The organism is Xanthomonas sp. CFBP 8445 (assembly GCF_025666235.1).
In the GTDB taxonomy this organism is placed as follows: Bacteria; Pseudomonadota; Gammaproteobacteria; order Xanthomonadales; family Xanthomonadaceae; genus Xanthomonas_A; species Xanthomonas_A indica.
Window position 1 is genome coordinate 1,504,864 of the sequence record NZ_CP102594.1, and the last position, 19,453, is coordinate 1,524,316.

Here is a 19,453-nt window from a genome sequence, read left to right on the forward strand (position 1 = left end):
CGCATGACCGAGACGCCGGATTCGAAAACCCAGGCCTTGTACGACATGACCCGTCAGTGGCTGGGCCGTGAGCTGTCCGAGGACGAGCGCGCGCAATTGCGGGCGTTCGCTGTGGCGGCTCAGAGCACGCCGAAGTCGGCGAGCGAGACGCCCAACTCGTCTGCGTCGTCACGCGCTGCCGAGATCGAACGCACGCAGCAGCGGATCGATGCGGCCAGGCGCGCCACCGAATCCGCCATGCGCAGCGCCGATACCGCCATGCGCGAGGGCGACCAGGCGGTCCACGATGCGGCCGCGGCCGCAGCCGCGGCGGAGCAGGACAGGAACTGGCCGAAGGGTCTCGGCGATGGACCGACGTTGGTGGGCCAACAGGCCGACCTGCTGGCCGACACGATCAGGCGCCAGGTAAAGGAGGAGGTCGATCGCCAGGTCGCCGCGCTCGCACAACAGATGCAGGCAGTAATGGGCGCAGCGCGTGCGCAGGACCCGATTGCGCCGCCGCCATCATCGGTCGGCACGCTGTTCGAGAGCGCAGTGTTTGCACAACAGCAGAGCAGCACGTGGGCACAGGCGACTCTTCCGGAGGCGGGGCAGACGTACAGCCCGGGTGCCACGGCCGGGGCGGTGGAGAAGATCACCCAGGCCGGTGCCCCCGACAACCCGGCCAGCTTGCTGGCGGTGCTGCAGGCGTTCAAGAACAACACCCCGCCGAAATCTTGAGCGGCATCTCCTACGACATGCTGTGCGACGGTGCAGCGTGGCACGTTGTTGTGCTTGCTGCAGCAGCCGCTGCAGCCGCGACGGGCAATTCCGCTAACGCGCGTTGCGGCAGCGGTAGCTCCCAAGAACTTGCCGTGCGTTGGCCAGTGCCCCTGTGGGAGGGACTTCAGTCCCGACGCCTTCCAAGGTTCGGTGACCGACAGGCGTCGTTCGCTGCTGCTGCATGACCGTTGATTCACGCCAGTGGGCCTTCCTTCGCTATTGAAGGCTCCTTTGCGTGGGCTGGCCTCGCATCTGCAACGATGTCGCGCACGGCGATCGACGCTCCGCGACGCCGCCCCGTGCTTACAACCACGCCGACGTCGCCTCGTGAAGCGTGCGCCCGTTTTCTGGAAGCTTCTGCCCGAATCAAGTAGCTGTCGCGACACCAGCCACGCATTCCGGCGCGTCGGCCGGTGCGCGCGACAGTTCGCTGCTGCGGTACGACTCGCCCCATTCGCGCAGGCTGATCAGCACCGGCGCGAGCGATGCGCCGAGCGGCGTCAGCGCATATTCGACCTTGGGCGGCACCTGCGGATAGACGTGGCGCACGATGACGCCGTCCTCCTCGAGCTCGCGCAACTGCAGCGTCAGCATGCGCTGCGTGGCATTGGGAACCAGGCGCGTCAGTTCCATGAAGCGCTTCTTGCCGGAGAGCAGGTGGAACAGGATCACCGGCTTCCACACCCCACCGATCACCGAAAGCGTGACTTCGACCGCGCAGCCACTCTTGCCATCCAGACGTTTCAGACGCATGGTCGTTGTACCTACAAAATTGATAGTACCTGCGAAAATTGTACGTTCTTGCGATGCAGGAAGTGCATCCCGACAATGCCTGCAACGCGGTCGCGCTGCAACTGCTGCAGCGCTGCCTCCTCGCCACCTTTCCGCTAAGGATGTCGTGCTCATGAAAGCCATCACCCTGCGCCAGCCCGCTGGCCTCGAGAACCTCCGCCTCGTCGATCTGCCCGACCCCGGCCAGCCGGGCGCCGGCGAACTCCGCGTGCGCGTGCATGCAAGCTCGCTCAACTTCCACGACCTGGGCGTCGTGACCGGCCGCATGCCCAGCGCCGACGGCCGCATCCCGATGTCCGACGGTGCCGGCGTGGTGGAGGCGGTGGGCGAAGGCGTGGACGAGTTCGCCGTGGGCGACGCGGTCGTCTCGACGTTCTTTCCGACCTGGCTGGATGGCGGCCCGACCATCGCCGATTTCGCCACCGTGCCCGGCGACGGCGTCGACGGCTATGCACGCGAATACGTCGTTCGTCCCGCGCACTGGTTCACGCACGCACCGCGCGGCTACAGCCACGCCGAGGCGGCGACGTTGACGACCGCGGGGCTCACCGCATGGCGCGCACTGGTGGTGGACGCGCACCTGAAGGCCGGCGACACCGTGCTGGTGCTCGGCACCGGCGGCGTGTCGATCTTCGCCCTGCAGTTCGCCAAGCACATGGGCGCCACGGTGATCGCCACCTCGTCCTCCGACGAGAAGCTGGCGCGTGCGCAGGCGCTGGGCGCCGACTTCACCATCAACTACCGCCGCGATACCGACTGGGCGGCCAAGGTGCTCGACTACACCAACGGCCGCGGCGTCGACGTGGTGATCGAAGTGGGCGGCCCCGACACCCTGGGGCAATCCATCCAGGCCTGCCGCATCGGCGGCCACATTGCCTTGATCGGCGTGCTGACCGGCATTGCCGGCCAAGTGCCGACCGTGGCGCTGATGCAACGCCACCAGACCCTGCAGGGCCTGATCGTCGGTAGCCGCCGCCACCAGCGCGACATGGTCCGCGCCCTCGACGCAACCGGCATCAAACCGGTGGTCGACCAGACCTTCGCGCTGGCAGACATCGCCGACGCGTTTGCGCATCAGGCGGCGGGGAAGCATTTCGGGAAGCTGTGCTTGTCGATCTGACGGAGATGCCCGAGCGGTCGGTGCTGTTGCACCGACCGCGGCAGCTGTTGGAGTCATTCGAACGGCGACCGGCCGCTTCATTGGTAGGCAGCCACGGAGGTAGTGCCGGTGGTCTGGGCTGACAGGTTGCCCATCCAGGCTAAAATTTCAGCAAAGAAAACGGACCTTTTAGGCCCGTTTTTCTTGTTCGCAGATCCTTGCCGCAGATGTCGACGCTACGCTTAGCTCAAGCCCCGTCGGAGCCGCAGGCTTTCTTCGAATACTTGTAATCGACCAATACCCAGGTGCCTCCGTTCGAGCCAGAAACGAACTTGTAGCTCCATGACTGGGAGACGCCACCTGTGCAGTTCGAGACGGAATATGTGTCTCCGGGCTGACCGGGCGGTAGCGGGTTTGGCGGCGCATCCCCTGGCGATTGCGGGCGCACTCGACCGTCCGTTGTACGGGTATACGTTACGGTAACGTCCTGCAGCTTATCGAACTCCCCGATGAGATGCCCGTTGACGTACTGAGCATGCTGCTGAAGCCAAGCCACAACCGCCTGCTTTTCAGGAGACTTGTCGGCATAGGTTGCCGTGGTCGTGATGGTGTATTGCGACGAGGGGGCGGCGCCGGCGACGAGGGGAGCAACGAGGAGCTGAGCCGCGAATACCGCTTTCAGCAGGTTCTTTGCGAGGTGCATGGTTTGCTCTTCCGTGGCGGATAGGCGCTGATACCAAGACGCTATGCCCATCCCTTGCCAGCCACAAGATCTGGTGACGTTTGTCTACAAGGTAAGTCCGTTCAGCTAGACCAGAACGAGGTCTCAGCCCTGGACTAATGGGGGCGGGTTCATTTATCTGTTGAGTTGGATGTTTTGCGCGGGCGGTATGCGGGCCTGATGCTTACCATTTCCAGCGATCTTCCGATGTGTGGTGGGCGAAGGCCGCGTCAGCTTTTGCTGGCCATGCTTACCACCAGTTCGCCGTCGCGTACCTGCACGCGCAGCGTACTGCCGATGGTGAAGCCCAGTTCTTCCATCCAGCGGCCGCCCAAGCGTAGTGCGGGCGTGCGCTTACCGTTGGCGGAGTGGCCGCAGCCGACGGTGCACTGCTGTGGCGGGCGTGGGCGGCGGGGCGGGCGCGAGGCGCGGGCAAGATCGGCGGCGTTGGCGGCGGCGACCTGTTCGGGCGTCAGCATGGGGGTGAGCGACGACTCGACGATCGTCCACTGCGGGCAGTGGCGATGCTTGTGCGACTTGCGCTTGCAGGGAGCGGCGGGGCGGGGTGACGGTTGACGCATGGCACAGCCTCCTTGGCAGACAGGAACCCGCGCCGAACGGCGACGGGATGTCGGGAGGTTAGAAACCGCACGTAGCCGGCGGGCTTATTTCCCCGAAGGGTGTTGTATTCGCCGCCCTCCCGACGCAGACGGTGCGTCGGAGTGCGCCTGCGAACAGGCACAAAAAACCCACCGGTTTGACGGAGGTGGGTGCCGCTACGTGAGGAGTTTCTACGCTCCTTGGAGGGGATGGTGCTACTGGCTATTCGGAATGTCAACGGCTGGGGAGGGAGGAATTCGGTTAAGCCGACGCTTAGCGGTTTCTTAGTTCTTTACCAACCGTTCCAGAGATGCGACGAGAGCATCGATTGAAGAGCGCTTGTGAGAGCTGAGAGCGGAGTTGGGATTGGCTGCAACTTGTTCCCCGACAGCCAGCTTCACCTTTGCGAGCGTTGCGTCCGTACAAGGTTTTCCCTGAGAGAGGAAGCAATCTCTTACACGCATCGACCACTTTTTGTTTGACCTGAAGTGCTTCGCGCCGAGGTCAACGCCAAACCTGTTCAGCACAACGTCTTTGTACAAAGAAAGCTCTAAAACATCTTCGAACTCAGATTCCGTCATTCCGTTGCAAACGGTAAAAGTGCAGTCCGATAGAGCTAGGACGCCGTCTCTCTCAGCCTTTTCAAAAGCAGATTTTCCAGCGTCGTCGTGATCCAGTAGGACATGTGTCAGGCACAGGAAGCCTTTTAATAAGGACGCTTTGTACGTTAGATTGCCTGCTCCGCCGATCTGGTCAATTACGAGCGCATTTTCTTTGAGCGCTTTTCCTAGCTTTTTACTAAGAACTGGCAAAAGCGCCTTGAGCGAAATGACATCTTCATGTCCTTCGACGACTAGAGAATAGTTGGCATGTGTAAGGTTGTCGGATGCGCGAATTCCCAGAACATCTCGAATGGCACTAATCGAGCGAGCTGGAACAGCCGATCCATCGCTTACAATCACATTGGAATGGATTGAGTCGCGCACCACAAAAAGTGGGTTGTGAGTGGTAACTAATACTTGTGCGCTTTCTGCAACTTGATTGATAATTTCATTGACTTGATGGATGGCGGAAGGGTGTAGGTGAGACTCGGGCTCCTCAATTACTAGAATATGAGCTCCATCCCTATTATTTGCGCTCTTCATCAAGCCAAGGGCGGCGAGGCTCTTCACTCCGTCACCTTTCATTCCAATATCAGTTTCTGTGCCATCATTTACAAGAACGCTAATGTTCTGTCGCAAAGAATGGCGCCGTCCAATATCTGATACCTCAAGTCTGACGGATTGAATATTTGGGAGGAATTCTTTCAGCGGCTCCTCGACTCTTCTCGCAATCTCTTCCAGTATTGGCTGCTGAATTTTAGCGATCGCAGTCAGTGCTTGTTCATACTCTGAGTCATTCTCCAAAGTCCGTAATGCTTCGGAAAGCATCTTTTCAATGAGAGCTAAAGATTCCTTGTCAGTCCGTACTGCAGGAATGTAATTAAAATATATTCTTCTTGCTACAAATAGTGCAATTTGAGAAGATTTGTTAGAAAGTGTGCCTGAGCCTCGCCCGGACTTTACCACTCTAAACGTTGGCTCATCGGCTTTTCCTATCGAGATTTCCAATGGGAGAGAGCCATTGAGCATAACGCCAATCTCTTCCTTGAATGCAGTGCATTCTGGATCATCCAGGGAGAATTCGAGCCTGAATATGCTCTTGAGACCAGACTTGCGAGTTTGATGCTGAATGGGGAAGTCGCGCTTCCACAGGTAAGCGCGAGAATTGTAGGGAATTGTGTTTGGGCCTGTGATACGACCCATTGCGTGGATTGAAAGTAGGCCCATTGCAGCCTCTAGAGCACGCATCAGATTGGACTTTCCTTCATTATTGCGGCCAACAAATACGGTTAAATTTGAAAGTGTGACACTATGGGCTGAGGTAATGCTTCGGAAGTTTGTTACGGAGAACTTTAGAAGGCGCATTGGACTTCCTCGTGTGAAATAACTACTGTTCGAAATAAAATGGCATGTTGAACTAGCCGGTGGTGCATGTTGCGCTGCCTTTCCTGGTGTTAAGCATTCCAGTTCCGATCTTTCGCGATGAATCTCGTTAATTGGGGTGGTTGCCAGTCATTATAGCGACGCCGATCCGATGGCTTTTGCAAATTCATCCCCTAAATTTGTACGGCCAATGATTCCTTTCTCGAAGCCGACGGGAGTATCTGGCGAGCCATGCTTCTGCCGAAGTTCGACAAACTCTGGCCGGGATTCGACCCAACGGTACGCATTTGGGCCGGGCAGCCACGCGTCGTAACGCACTTCAATCAAACCCAAGCGAGCCCAGTTGTCCAGCATCACTGGGAAGCGCGGTATGCGAACAGGTTGCTGTGTTGCTGTGTTCCGCATGTCTACCAAGTGGCGAAGCAGAGTGCGCTTTCCGTCGCCGTTCGACGCTTCCACGTTGATAGATACAACTTCAATATAGCCTTTGGCCTTCAATAGATTTAAAAGCTGCGGTGCCTCAGTGCTATCTAGTTGTTTAATGATCTCAACAAACGCTGGATGGGCGAACTCCGCCTTCCGCGAATCCATAGCGGTAGCAAGCAGCTCCAAGAACATATTCTTGAGCGACGCTTCTTCGTGCGTAAAAGCAAGAGCTTGTAGCGCGGGACCCGCAACCGAAGCCTTAGGCTCCTGAATGTTTTCCGGGGGAATATTTTCTGCTTTTTTCGCAATGTCGGCCTGAAAGCTGCCTTCAAAGTACGCGCGTGCCTTTTCAAAGGCGAAATTCACCGCGGCAAGAGGCAAGAGTGCGTTGTTGATAGTGCGGGAAAGCGTTAGTGCTGCTTTCCCAAGATTTCCAGCAGCCTCTTTAACGTTCGGGTCGTTGCCCGCCGCTTTCATCAGTTCGCCCACCAGCGCGACGCTAGCTGTTGCAGCACTCAGTGGCTCATCTTTTTTCTCGGACACGCGAAGTCCCCTAAATGACGGCTAGCGCTATTCGATAGAAAATGGTGTGCTATAGACCATCCGCGGATTGCAGATTGGTATATATTGCGGTTGCGATCTCTTGCGAGGCTCACTGTCGCATAATCCTTGCATCTAACCCAGTGTTCATTTTCCAGTAAATTCGCACAGGCCGACGCTATCACTTGTTGAAGGTCATCACAAGTTAAAGGCCGCTCGGCGAAACCGCCGGCGGCCTTGGTTTTTGTAGACAAGTTGTTTGATGCCGCGCCATCCAGAAGTGCCGGATAGCGCGCTTCGCGCGTAACTCAATTACCTGGGCTACTCCAAACCTGCTCCTTAACCCCCCGCACACTCACATCCGCCGCGCTATCCAGATCAAACACAATCACGCTATTCCCGCCCTTCCGCTGCCAAGGCGCCGGAAAATACAACGCCCGCTGCGGCCCAATCTTCCAGTGCCGCCCCAGGTTATGGCCATTGGCCCAGGCGAAGCCTTTGCCGAAGGCGCGCATGTCCAGGAACGTATCGGCAGGCGTGTCGATCTTCACCGTACCGCGGTGGAACGCAGGGCCGTCGACCTTGGCGGTGGTCCAGCCGGTGAGCTTGCTCGGATCGTCCATCGGCAGGGGGAAGGTCTGCCAGCCGGTGAGGGGCTTGCCGTCGAGCAGCACGGGGTCGACCAGGCCGGCGTGGCCGTCGGGGAGGTGGGCGCCGTAGTTGATGCGGCCGGTGTTCTCCACCAGCACGTCGAGGGTGTGGGGGCCGGCGGGGATGTCCACGTCCACCGCCACTTGCTGCAGGCGGCGCTCGGCGCTGCCGGCCAGTGTGCGATCGACGTAGACGCGGGCGTAGTCGCGCACTTCGCCCAGGTACAGGCTGCCCTTGCGCGGGCCGGTGACGGTGGTGCGGTAGAGGATGTAGCCGTAGGCCTGGCCGTAGCGCTCCATCGGCTGCGGGGTGTCGGTGGTGGCGGCCGCGGCGGGCAGGTTGTCCCAGAGCGAGGCGGATTCGCGCAGCGGCGTGGCCGGCAGTTCGGCGAAGCGAATGGGTGTGGGCAGCGCCGGCGGGGCGATGCCGGTGACATGCTGGATGGCGTCGCGGAACAGGGTGAACTTGGGGGTGGGGCGGCCGGCTTCGTCGAGCACGGCGTCGTAGTCGTAGCTGGTGGTCTGCGGGGCGTAGTGGTCGCTGGGGTTCTTCTGGAAGTTGGCGCCATTCATGAAGCCGAAACTGGTGCCGCCGACGAACATGTAGAGGTTGGCGGAGTGGCCTTGGCGCAGGATCCATTCGAATTCGCTGGCCTGCTTGGCGGCGTCGGTGGCCGCGTGCTTCTCGCCCCATTGGTCGAACCAGCCGGCCCAGTATTCGCCGACCATCTGCGGTTGCCCGGGGCGGAACTTGGCCAGGGTCGCGAAGGCGTTCTTGGCGTCGCCGGGGGCGAAGTTCACCACGGCCAGGGTGTCGGGCAGGGTGCCGTTGGCGAGCACGTCGGGGCCGTCTGCGGTGAACAGCAGGGCCTTGTCGAAGCCGGCCTGGACGAACATGGCGCGGTTGCGGCGCATGTAGGCGTGGTCGTCGCCGTAGGAGCCGTATTCGTTTTCTACCTGCACGGCGACGATCGGGCCGCCGTTGCCGTTGAGCCGCGGTTTGACCTGGGCGGCCAGCGCGTCCAGGTAGGCCTGGCTGGCGGCGAGGAAGCGCGGATCCTGGCTGCGCACGCGCATGCCGGGTTCGGCGAACAGCCAGGCGGGATAGCCGCCGGCTTCCCATTCGGCGCACACGTACGGGCCGGGCCGCAGGATCACGTTGAGGCCTTGCGCGGCGGCTTCGTCGACGAAGGCGGCGATGTCGTTGTTGCCGCTGAAGTCGAACTGGCCCGGCCGCGGTTCCACCAAGTTCCAGAACACGTAGGTCTCCACCGTGTTCAGGCCCATTGCGCGCGCCTTCTGCAGGCGGTCCTTCCAGTAGGCGCGCGGGATGCGCTGGAAGTGGATGGCGCCGGAAATGACCTGGTAGGGCTTGCCGTCGCGGATGAAGTGATCGCCCTGGGTGGCGAAGGCGGGCCAGGCGGTGGTTGGAGCCGGCTGCGCGGCTGCCGGGAGCGACAGCAGGAGCGACAGTGCAAGGGCGGACAGGGAGCGGCGCAGCATGTGGGGTTTCTTCCGGTAGCGAGTTCGGGTTTTACGTGTAGGAGCGGCTTCAGCCGCGACCGGGCGTTGCGGGGAAGGCCCGGTCGCGGCTGAAGCCGCTCCTACGAGACGCGAGGATCAGCTAAAGGATGGCGGTAGGTCGTCCTTGCCCGCACCGAACGCGGTATTGGGTTTGGGACCCATCTCCAGCTCCAGCGTGCCGCCGGCGGCGAGGTCGGCGTGGCGCAGCCAGCTGCGGGTATACGGCTTGCCGTTCCAGCGGGCGCTCTGGATGTAGACGTTGGCCGGGCTGTTGCCGTGGGCGACGATGCGCAGGGTGCGGCCATTGCCCACGTCCAGTTCGGCGCGCTTGAACAGCGGGCTGCCCAGCACGTAGTTGGCGCTGACCGGGTCCACCGCGTACAGGCCCAGCGCGCTGAGCACGAACCAGGCGCTCATCTGCCCGCAGTCCTCGTTGCCGGACAGGCCGTTGCGCGCGTCGTGGTACTGCTCGCGCAGCAGCCGCCGCACCATCGCCTGGGTCTTGTACGGCTGCCCGGCGTAGGCGTAGAGGTAGGCGACGTGGTGGCTGGGTTCGTTGCCGTGCGCGTACTGGCCGACCATGCCGTCGATGTCCGGGGGCGCGTCCGCCGGCAGTTCGGAGCTGGTGGTGAACAGCTCGTCGAGCTTGGCGACGAAGTGGTCGCGGCCACCGAACAGGTCCATGTAGCCGTACAGGTCGTGCTGGTTGAGGAAGGTGGCCTGCCAGGCGTTGGACTCGGTGAAGTCGCGCCACTGCGCGCTGTGGCCCATCGCGCGCGGATCGAACGGGGTGGCCCACTGGCCGTTGCTCAACCGCGGCTGCACGAAGCGGCTTTCGCGGTTGAACACGTTGCGGTACTGGCGCGAGCGTTCGCGCAGGTGCTTGGCGTCGTCGTCGGCGCCGACCGCCTGCGCCAGGTGCGCCACCGCCCAGTCGTCGTAGGCGAATTCCAGGGTGCGGCTGACCGATTCGTCGACCTTGTCGCAGGGGATGTAGCCCATCTTGCGGTACAGCCCCAGGCCGTGCACGTCGTCGTCCATCGCGCGCTTGCGCCAGGCCGGGTAGGCGGCTTTCCAGTCGATGCCGGTGAAGCCCTTGGCGTGCGCCTCGGCCAGCACCACGGCGGAGTGGTAGCCGATCATGCAGTCGGTCTCCACGCCCTGCAGCGGCCAGATGGCGACGCCTTGCGGGGATTCGTGGGCGCCGCGCACCAGGCACTGCACCAGGTCGGGCACGCGCTCGGGCTGCACCAGGGTCAGCAGGGGATGCAGGGCGCGGTAGGTGTCCCACAGCGAGTAGGTGCTGTAGTTGTGGTAACCGGCCGGCGCCTGGTGCACCTGCAGGTCCATGCCGCGGTAGCGGCCGTCGGTGTCGCTGAACAGGGTCGGCGCGATCAGGCTGTGGTACAGCGCGGTGTAGAAGATGCGGCGCTGCGCCTCGTCGTCGCTATCGATGCGCACGCGCCCCAGTTCCTTTTCCCATTCGGCCACGGCGGTGGCGTGCACGCGGGCGAAGTCGAAGTCGGGCAGTTCCGCGTCGAGGTTGGCCAGGGCGTTCTCGGCGCTGACCGCGGAAATGCCGACCTTGACCAGCAGCGGCGCCTGCGCGGCATCGGGGTAGTGCAGGGCCAGTTTCAGGCGGTTGCCGTCGGCGCTGCGCGCGCTCGCGGCCAGCGCCTGGTCGTCGGCGTACAACTGCGCGCTGGCGAACGGCCGCGACAGGCGCATGGCGAAGTAGAGGTAGCGGCCCTTGGCCCACTGGTAGACGCGGCGGCCGCCGGTGACGGTCTGCGCGTCGACCAGGCGCAGGCTGGCGTCCTCGACGCGGGTGGGGATCTCGGGTTTGTCCTGCATGCCGTGGCACAGGTCCAGCAGCAGGTGCGCCGGCTTGCCCTTGGGGAAGTGGTAGCGGTGCAGGCCGGCGCGCGCGGTGGCGGTGAGTTCGGCATGCACGCCGCTGTCCTTCAGGCGCACGCGGTAGTAGCCGGGCGAGGCCGCTTCGTCGGCGTGATCGAAGCGCGAGCGGTAGCCGGCGTCGGGGTCGTCGAGCGGGCCGGGCTGCAGTTTCACCTCGCCCACGGCCGGCACCACCAGGAAATCGAGCATGTCGCCGACGCCGGTGCCGGACAGGTGGGTGTGCGAGAAGCCCATGATCGAGCCGTTGTCGGCGTGGTAGCCGGAGCAGGCGTCCCAATCGGCGTTGGAGGTGTCCGGGCTCAGTTGCACCATGCCGAACGGCAGCGTGGCGCCGGGGAAGGTGTGGCCGTGGCCGCCGGTGCCGATGAACACGTCGACGTTGCGGGTGAGCTCGGCTTTGGCGCGTGCGTCGGCCGGCAGTGCGTAGCTGCCGGCGCGTGCCTGCGCCAGGCGCGCGATGCCGCTGCTGCCGAACAGGGCCAGGGCGATGGCGCCCTGCAGGAAACCGCGTCGTGTGGCCATGGTGCTGTCCTCGGGGGTGTGCGGCGGTGCGGTGGGGGTTCGGTTTTTTGTAGGAGCGGCTTCAGCCGCGATGGGGCATGACCGAGAACGCCCGGTCGCGGCTGAAGCCGCTCCTACGAGAGCAGGTGCGGCTTGCGCTGATGCAGGTCGATGATCAGCTCGCCGAACAAGGTGTTGGCCCAGGCGAACCAGGGGCGGGTGAAGGTGCTCGGGTTGTCCTTGTCGAAGGCTTCGTGCATGAAGCCGCTGCCGGCATCGGTGGTCTTGAGCCACTGCAGGCACTGGCGGATCTGCGCGTCGTCGTCGCTGGCCAGGGCGTACTGCATCAGCGACATCGGCCAGATCGTGCCCAGGCCGCTGTGCGGGCTGCCCACGCCCTCGGCGGCGCGGCCGCGATAGAAGTACGGGTTGCGCTCGCTCCAGGCCAGTTGCCGCGTGCGCAGGAACAGCGGATCGCGGCGATCGCAGCAGCCCAGGTAGGCCAGGCTCAGCAGGCCGGGGGCGTTGGCGTCGTCGATGAACAACTGGTTGCCGTAGCCGTCCACCTCGTAGGCCCAGAACGGCTGGCCGTCGGCGTCGCGCATCTGCCCGAACTGACGGGTGGCTGTTTCGACCTGGTCGGCGAGGGCGCGGCATTCGCCGGCGAAGGCGGTGTCGTGATGCAGCGCCTCGCTCATCGTCGCCAGTTGCCGCAGCGAGGTCACCGCGAACAGGTTGGCGGGGACGAACAGCGGGTACAGGCAGGCGTCGTCGGACGGGCGGAACATCGAATGGATCATGCCGTTGGGCCGGGTCGGCTGCCCGTAGCCGTCCAGCACCAGGGTTTCGGTGGCCAGCGGCGAGGGTCGCTGGAAACTGTACGGTCCGCGGCCGTGCAGGCGCTGCTGTTCGCGGAAGGTGCGCACCACCACGTGCATGGCCTCGCGCCAGTCGTCGTCGAACGGTGCGGCGTCGCCGCTGGCACGCCAGTACTCGTGCGCCAGGCGGATCGGGTAGCACAGCGAATCCACTTCCCACTTACGCTCGCCGACGCCGGGCTTCATCTCGGTGATGTCGGCCACCGACCACTTCAGGCGCTGGCTAGTGCCGTCGGGCAGGAACGCGTTGGCGTAGGGGTCCAAGCGGATGCAGGCGGCCTGGCGCTGGATCAGCCCGTGGTACATGCGCCGCAGCGCGGGGTCGCGCCTGGCCAGCGGCACGTAGGGATGCACCTGCGCGGAGGAATCGCGCAGCCACATCGCCTCGATGTCGCCGGTGATGACGAAGGTGTCCGGCTTGCCGTTGCGGGTGCCGGTCTCGACGGTGGTGTCGAGGGTGTTGGGGTAGCAGTTCTCGAACAGCCAGGCCAGGCGCGGATCGGCGATGCCGGCCTTGACCGTGCGCAACTGGCGCTCGACCGCGGCGCTGACGAAGCGGCGCTTGCCCGGTGGCGGCCGCTTGCTGGGCAGGGCGGCGGAGGCCGATGCCGCGGCGGCGGCCGGCAGCGCTCCGCTCAGCAGCGCGGCGCCGGCGCTGGCGCCGAGGAAGTGGAGGATGTCGCGGCGGGTGGGCATGGCCTGGAACGCTCCGTGGAATCGACGAACGCTCCCCGCGCGCGGCCGGCACCAAGAGGCGCCGGCCGCGGCCGGGAGGGCAGGTTGATGGTACCTATAACGGACCAATTTGCGACGACCTTACAACGTGTGGCCGTCCGATGCATCCTGCGACCGCACACGTTGCCGGCTCAGTGGTGGTGGTGCGCGCCATGCCAGTGCATCGGTCCCGAGCACACGCACTCGCCGTCGTCGTCGCCGTTGCCGGCATGGCCGAACAAGGCCTCCAGCAGCCGCCGCGATGGGCTCCACTCGCCGATGGCCGGGTGGATCAGCATCGCCTTGCAGGCCTCCAGGTGGCTGCCGCTGAGCGCGGCGTCGATGGCGGCGTGTTCGTAGGCCTTGACCGTGCGCACCAGGCCCTGGATCGCCTCGGGCATCGGCCGTGCCGGCAGTGGGGTGATGCGGTCACGCTCGATGGTGGAGGAGATCTCGACGATGTCGTCGTCGGCCAGTTCCGGCATGCAGCCCTGGTTGCGCACGTTGACCACGTGCCGCCCCGGCAGCGCGCCGGTCAGCGCGCTCATCACGTCCACCGCGATGCGGTGGTAGCCGGTGCTGGCGCGGAACGGGTCCGGCTGCGGCGCGAGGTCGTCGGCGAAGGCCGAGCCGGCCTCGGCCTCCAGCCGCATGTACGAGCCGGAGCGCTGCTGCAGGTAGGCGGCGTAGGTCTGCACCGCGCCGCCGCCGTCGCCGGCGTTGAGGCGGCTGCGCAGGTCGGCGATCAGAGTGTGGTTGAGCTGTTCGATCTCGCTGCCGCGGCTGGCGCCGCTGGCGCGCTGGTTCTCCAGGGCGCGACTACGCTCGTAGTAGAAGTACAGGTACTCGGTGGGGATCAGCCGCAGCGTGCGCAGCATGTCGAAGTCGAACAGCGGCGCCAGGTACAGCTGGCGCAGGATCGCATCGTCGGCCAGGATGCGGTCGAGCACGTCCTCGCCGCGCACGCGCACCGCGCGGATCCAGCCCAGGTGGTTGAGGCCGACGTACTCGCAGTCCACGTCCGCGGGCGGCTCGCCGAGCGCGCGGGCGATGTTGTGGAACAGCTCCACCGGCGTGTCGCAGATGCCGACCACGCGCGCGCGGGTGTGGCGGCTGATGGCCTGGGTGATCAGCCCGGCCGGGTTGGTGAAGCTGACCAGCCAGGCGTCGGGGCTGAGCCGCTCCACCATCCGCGCCTGCTCGATCGCCACCGGCACCGTGCGCAGCGCCTTGGCGACGCCGCCGGGGCCGGTGGTCTCCTGCCCGGCGTAGCCGTGGCGGATGATGGTGTGCTCGTCGGTGGCGCGCTGATGGATGCCGCCGATGCGGATGCTGTTGAGCACGAAGTGCGCGCCGTCGATCGCCGCTTCCGCCGAACTGGCGGCGTTGACCTGCAGCTCGCCGCCGAACTCGGCGACGACTGCGCGGCCCAGCGCGACCATCAGCGCCAGCCGATCCTGGTCCGGATCGTAGAGCACGATCTCGCGCGCGCCGAGCGCCTCGGCGGCATCGTTGACGCCGTACACCACCAGCGGCGCGCGCACGCCGCCGCCGCCGATCAGGGCGAGCTTACGGTTGGGAAAGGAACTGCTCATGGAGACTCCTGAGACGTGGGGGATCGGGAAGGCCGTCGAGCGCGCCGAGCGCGGTGCAGCAGGCGGCGCCGCACAGGCAGCCGCGCTGCGCGCAGGCATCGAGGGCGACGTGGTCGAGCAGCGCATCGATGAAGCCGGCATCGAAGGCGTCGCCGGCGCCGGTGGTGTCCTGCACGGCGACCGTGGGCGCGGCGACCCGCCACGCGCCGGTGGCATCCACCACGCAGGCGCCGGCGCCGCCGAGCTTGATCGTCACCTGCGCCAGGCCCAGCGCCTGCGCCCAGGCGGCACAGGACGCGGCGTCGTCGCCGGCGCAGCCGGCCAGGGCCGCTTCCTTCTGGTTGGGCAGGAAATGATCGACCGCGCGGCAGGTGGCGTGGTTGTCCGGATCGGCCAGCCAGGCTGGGTTGAAGCCGACGTCCAGCGAGGTACTGCACCCGGCCGCGCGCAACGCCGGCAGCAACGTGCGCGCCAGCGTTGCCGGCAACGGCAGGGCGAAGTGCACGTGGCGCGCGGCGCACATGGCCTCCAGCGCGGCCGCGCTGCGCAGCAGCGGCTCCAGCGCGGCATTCGCGCCGGGATAGGTGAAGAACGAACGGTCGTCGTGCAGCGACACGCTGGCGGTGACGCCGGTACCGGCGGGATGGTCGACCAGGCCCTCGGTGCCGACGCCGAAGGCGCCCAGGCGCTGCGCGAACCAGGCGCGGTCGCCGGCGCCGATCGCGCCGATCAGCGTCACCTTGCGCCCGAGCCGGGCCAGCCCGCAGGCGGTGTTGACGGTGCCGCCGCCGAGGTCGCGGTGGTAGTGCCGCGCCATCGCTTCCTCGCCCGGCCCGGGCCAGGCGGTGAAGCCGCTGAAGATGTGGTCGAGGTAGACCTCGCCGACCACCGCGACGTCGTGGGTTTTCATTGCTGGAAGGGCCATGCTGCCTCGCGTTTGGCCTGGATGAGATAGAGCGCGGTGCCTGCGCACAGCGCCAGCACCGCCGCCAGCAGCCGCGGCAGCGGGCTGGTGGCCAGCAGCGCCAGCCAGCCGCCGACGCTGATCAGCAGCGGCCACGGATACAACGGCATGGCGAAGCGGGCGCGGCGCCGCGGCTGCCGCCGCAGCAGTACCACCGCCAGGCATTGCGCCAGGAACTGGAACAGGATCTGGATGATCATCAGCGTGGCGATCAGGTCGTCCAGCGACAGCGGACAGGCCAGCGCCGAGGTGATGCCGACGAACAGCAGCGACACGGTGGGGAAGCGCCCGCGCGGATGCAGCCGCGCGAACACGCCGAAGAACTGGCCGGACGCGGCCGCGGCATACGGCACCCGCGAGTAGCCCAGCAGCACCACCAGCGCCGAGCCCCAACTGGCGAGCACGATCAGCGCCACCGCCACGGTGCTGCCCACCGGGCCATAGATGGCCTGCATGAAGTCGGCCACCACGGCCTTTGACTGCGCGGCCTGCTGCCACGGCAGCACGCCGAGCAGGGTCACGTTCAAGCCCAGGTACAGCACTGCCACGATCGGGATCGACCACAGCACCGCACGCGGAATCGTGCGGCGCGGCTTGCGGATCTCGCCGCCGAGCATGCATACGTTGTTGTAGCCGCCGTAGTCGTATACCGCGATCAGCGCCACCGCGCCGAAGCCCAGCCAGAAGCCGTGCGGCGAGGCCGGCCGCGCCTGCAGGAACTCGCGCGCCAGTGTCATGTCGAAATGCAGCGCGCCGCTGAGCACGATCCATACGCAGGCGGCGATCACCACCGCGCTGACCAGCAACGACAGCAGCTGCACCGAGCGCACCTGCCGGTACAGCAGCGCGGTGTTGAACAGGCACAGCGCCATGGCAATGCCGGTGAGTGCGGTGTGGCTCAGCCCCGGCATCAGGTAGGCCAGGTACTGCGCGCAGCCGACCGCCGCCGCCGCCACCGACAGCGGTGCGGTCAGCAGCGTCTGCCACAGGTACAGGAAGCCGAACAGGCGTCCGGCGCGGTCGCGGCCGTAGGCTTCGCGCAGGTAGTGGTAGGGCCCGCCCGAGCGCGGGATCGCCGAGCCCAGTTCGGCCCACACCAGGCCATCGCACAGGCACAGCAGCGCGCCGACCACCCAGCCCAGCAGCACCGCCGGCCCGGCCAGCGCCGACAGTGCCAGCGGGATGGTGATGAACGGGCCGATGCCGATCATGTTGAGCAGGTTGGCCGACAGCGCGCTCCAGAACCCGAGCGTGCGCGGCGGCGCGCCCTGGTCTGCGGCGGAGGACGCGACGGGGGCGGCGAGCGACGTCATGTGCATGCGCGATCCTGCGGGGAGGGAAGGGGAGCTGAGGCCTGCGTTGCAGGTGTGGGTATCAGGCCGTTGGCGCAGCGCAGCAGGCCCGGCTGCAGGCGATGCAGATCCAGGATCAGCACCTGGTTGGCGCCGGCGCGCAGCCAGGCGCCCGGGCAATACAGGCATTGCTGCGGGCCGATGTCCCAATAGCGCCCGAGCAGGCGCCCGTTGACCCACAGATAGCCCTTGCGCCAGTCGCGCATGTCCAGGTGCAGGTCGCCGGGCTGGTCCAGGGTGAACACAGTAGCGAAGAACAGGCCGGGGCGTTGCGGCGGTGCCTGCAGCGGGCGCAGCGACGGCGTGGGGTCCGCGTCCAGCGCCAGCCCGCGCACCTCCCAGCCGTGCAGGTCCTGCCCATCGAGCCGCACCGGACCGAGCAGGCCCTTGCGATCGCCCAACGCCGGGCCGAAGTTGATGTGGCCGAAGCTGTCGACCAGCACCTCCAGATCGCGTGCGTTCTTCTCTGCGTCGGGCAAGTGCAGTTGCAGCGCGCTGTGCAGGCGCGGATGCCGCATCCGCGACACGTGGTTCAGTTCGCGCCCGTCCAGGTGCACCACCGCGTAGTCGTGGACCTGCCCCAGATGCAGCGCCTGGCCCGCGCCGATCCGCCGCCGATACAGCACCAGGCCCTGGTCCTGGCCGAGCAGGCGCTGGTTGTCGATCGGGGTGTCGGTCTGCAGCGCGGGGCCGAGGTTGTCCCACAGCGCGGCCACGGGATTGGCCTGCACCGCGTCGAAGTGCGCGCGGCGCGGTGCGGCGGGCACCGGTGGCGCGGGCATATCGGCCTGCGCGGTGATGATCTTGCGCAGCGCGAAATAGGCTGGCGTCGCACGGCCGGCCTCGTCGATCGGCGCGCCGTAGTCGTAGCTGGTCAGCGCCGGCTGGAACTGCGAGCCGTCGTCCTCGGCGTTGGCCCCGGCGCTGAGGCCGAAGTTGGTGCCGCCGTGCACCACGTACAGATTGAACGAATAGCCGGCGGCGGCGATGCGGCGCAGCAGCGGCGTGTAGTCGCGGCGAGCGAACTGCGGCTCGCCCCAGTGCGTGAGCCAGCCCGGGTAGCCCTCGGACACCCACACCGGCGCCTGCCCGGCGAAGGCCGTGGCCGCCTGCAGATCGTGCAGATCGGGACCATCGAGCCCCAGCGCGGCGCCGGGCAGCATCGCCTGGCGCCGCCGCAGATCCTTGAGCCCTTCGGCCAGCGAGAACGGTCCGTCGACCCCATGCGAACGCCACAGCGCGGCCAGCGCCTGCAGATAGCCGACGTCGCTGCCGTGCATCGAGTACTCGTTCTCGATCTGCAGCATCAGCACTGGCCCGCCGGCACTGGCCATCAGCGGCGCGATGCGCGGCGCGATCGCCCCGATGTAGCGTTCCACCGCCGCCATGTAGCGTGCGTCGTGGCGGTCGCGCAGGCGGATGTTCGCTTCGCGCAGCAGATACGGCGGCAACCCGCCCAGCGTCCACTCCGCGCACACATACGGACCCGGGCGCAGATACACCCACAGCCCCTCCTGCTGGCACAGCCGGATGAACCCGACGAAATCGCGCTCGCCGCTGTCCAGATCGAACTGCCCCGGCGCCGTTTCCAGCGCATTCCACATCAGGTACAGCGCGATGGTATTCAGCCCCATCGCCTTGGTCATGCGGATGCGATGCAGCCAATCCGCCTTCGCGATCCGCAGCGGATGCAGCTCCCCACTCCGGATCTGCCAAGGTTGCCCGTCCAGCGTGAAACGCCCCTGCGCGAAGCCGAATGCGTGCGGCCGCCCGTCCGGCACCGGTGCTGATGCCGGCACCGCCGCGCGCAGCATCGGCATCGCCGCCAATCCCAACGGCGCCAACAACCCGAACCGGCAGAATGCGCGGCGTTTCATTGCGCGCTCCGCGAGGATTGTTGCAGTTGCAGTTGCAGTTGCAGTTGCCTTGGTTGTTGCTGTTGCTCTTCAGCTTTTGCTGTTCCCGGGTCCCCTCCGCAGCGGCGGAGCTGGCGGGCAGAACCCCCCGCAGGGGGGCGGCGCACAAGGATGTGCGCCGTTTTCGGCCGGGGCAGGGCTCGCCGGGAAAAGGCGAAGCACTGCTTCGCCCCGGCGGGCGGGCAGGCGCCGTGAGGCGACTGCCCCGGACTTGGCTGCGAAGCAGACAAGCCCCGTCCGAAAATCCCGCTAGCGGAGCGGACCCGCGCAGCGGGCGCGAAGGCGGGGTGTGCTTGATCAGCCATTCGGCTGCTGTAAAGCGGCTTCTTTTGGTTACTTTTCTTTGCACAAGCAAAGAAAAGTGACTCGCCGTCAGGCGAAAGCTGTTGCTTTTGCTTGCCTACCCAAGTAGTACCGGTAAAGCCCGTCGGGACTGAAGTCCCTCCCACAAAAAGCGTGGTGCAGTCGAAGTCGGTAAGGCCTGTCGCGGCTGAAGCCGCTCCTACGACAGCCAAGG

At 65.6% G+C, this 19,453-nt stretch carries 14 protein-coding genes; 2 read left to right on the forward strand and 12 right to left on the reverse strand.

The features are described from left to right. Window positions 1–3: 3 nt before the first annotated feature. The gene (locus NUG21_RS06345) at window positions 4–720 is read left to right on the forward strand and encodes a hypothetical protein (RefSeq protein ID WP_263392592.1); all 717 of its coding nucleotides are present in this window, start codon (window positions 4–6) and stop codon (window positions 718–720) included. A gap of 408 nt (window positions 721–1,128) precedes the next feature. Here NUG21_RS06345 and NUG21_RS06350 read toward each other — a convergent pair whose 3' ends face one another. Next, window positions 1,129–1,515: a winged helix-turn-helix transcriptional regulator gene (locus NUG21_RS06350; protein ID WP_019797807.1), complete on the reverse strand. Its 387-nt coding sequence runs from the start codon at window positions 1,513–1,515 to the stop codon at window positions 1,129–1,131. Between the two features lie 151 nt (window positions 1,516–1,666). Between NUG21_RS06350 and NUG21_RS06355 the strand changes: the two genes are divergently transcribed. After that, complete coding sequence (locus NUG21_RS06355; RefSeq protein WP_263392593.1) at window positions 1,667–2,674, forward strand: zinc-dependent alcohol dehydrogenase family protein; 1,008 nt, start codon at window positions 1,667–1,669, stop codon at window positions 2,672–2,674. Window positions 2,675–2,900: 226 nt separating this feature from the next. On the opposite strand, the gene NUG21_RS06360 is transcribed toward NUG21_RS06355, so the two are convergent. The 11 genes from NUG21_RS06360 to NUG21_RS06410 form a co-directional block, all read right to left on the reverse strand. Further along, window positions 2,901–3,356, reverse strand: coding sequence for a hypothetical protein (locus NUG21_RS06360; protein WP_263392594.1), 456 nt, complete (start codon window positions 3,354–3,356; stop codon window positions 2,901–2,903). A 248-nt stretch (window positions 3,357–3,604) separates the two neighbouring features. Next, a complete protein-coding gene (locus tag NUG21_RS06365; protein ID WP_263392595.1) occupies window positions 3,605–3,955 on the reverse strand; it encodes a SymE family type I addiction module toxin in 351 nt (116 codons plus the stop codon). 303 nt (window positions 3,956–4,258) lie between these two features. Beyond that, on the reverse strand, window positions 4,259–5,941 hold the full coding sequence (locus NUG21_RS06370) for an ATP-dependent nuclease (RefSeq protein WP_263392596.1): 1,683 nt from the start codon (window positions 5,939–5,941) through the stop codon (window positions 4,259–4,261). 150 nt (window positions 5,942–6,091) lie between these two features. After that, complete coding sequence (locus NUG21_RS06375; protein WP_263392597.1) at window positions 6,092–6,928, reverse strand: DUF4393 domain-containing protein; 837 nt, start codon at window positions 6,926–6,928, stop codon at window positions 6,092–6,094. Between the two features lie 305 nt (window positions 6,929–7,233). Further along, window positions 7,234–9,078 carry a glycoside hydrolase family 35 protein gene (locus NUG21_RS06380; RefSeq protein ID WP_263392598.1) on the reverse strand — a complete coding sequence of 615 codons (1,845 nt, stop codon included), beginning with the start codon at window positions 9,076–9,078 and terminating at the stop codon, window positions 7,234–7,236. A 117-nt stretch (window positions 9,079–9,195) separates the two neighbouring features. Beyond that, entirely contained in the window at window positions 9,196–11,538 is a 2,343-nt protein-coding gene (locus NUG21_RS06385; protein ID WP_263392599.1) for a GH92 family glycosyl hydrolase, read from the reverse strand. Window positions 11,539–11,651: 113 nt separating this feature from the next. Further along, a complete protein-coding gene (locus tag NUG21_RS06390; RefSeq protein WP_263392600.1) occupies window positions 11,652–13,091 on the reverse strand; it encodes a glycoside hydrolase family 125 protein in 1,440 nt (479 codons plus the stop codon). A 170-nt stretch (window positions 13,092–13,261) separates the two neighbouring features. Then, window positions 13,262–14,704, reverse strand: coding sequence for a family 4 glycosyl hydrolase (locus NUG21_RS06395; protein ID WP_263392601.1), 1,443 nt, complete (start codon window positions 14,702–14,704; stop codon window positions 13,262–13,264). Next, entirely contained in the window at window positions 14,679–15,614 is a 936-nt protein-coding gene (locus NUG21_RS06400) for a carbohydrate kinase family protein (protein ID WP_263392602.1), read from the reverse strand. Before NUG21_RS06400 ends, NUG21_RS06395 begins: the two co-directional genes overlap by 26 nt. Beyond that, entirely contained in the window at window positions 15,611–16,981 is a 1,371-nt protein-coding gene (locus NUG21_RS06405) for an APC family permease (protein ID WP_263392603.1), read from the reverse strand. The genes NUG21_RS06400 and NUG21_RS06405 overlap by 4 nt, the downstream gene beginning before the upstream one ends. Continuing rightward, entirely contained in the window at window positions 16,978–18,897 is a 1,920-nt protein-coding gene (locus tag NUG21_RS06410; protein WP_263392604.1) for a beta-galactosidase, read from the reverse strand. Before NUG21_RS06410 ends, NUG21_RS06405 begins: the two co-directional genes overlap by 4 nt. Window positions 18,898–19,453: the final 556 nt, after the last annotated feature.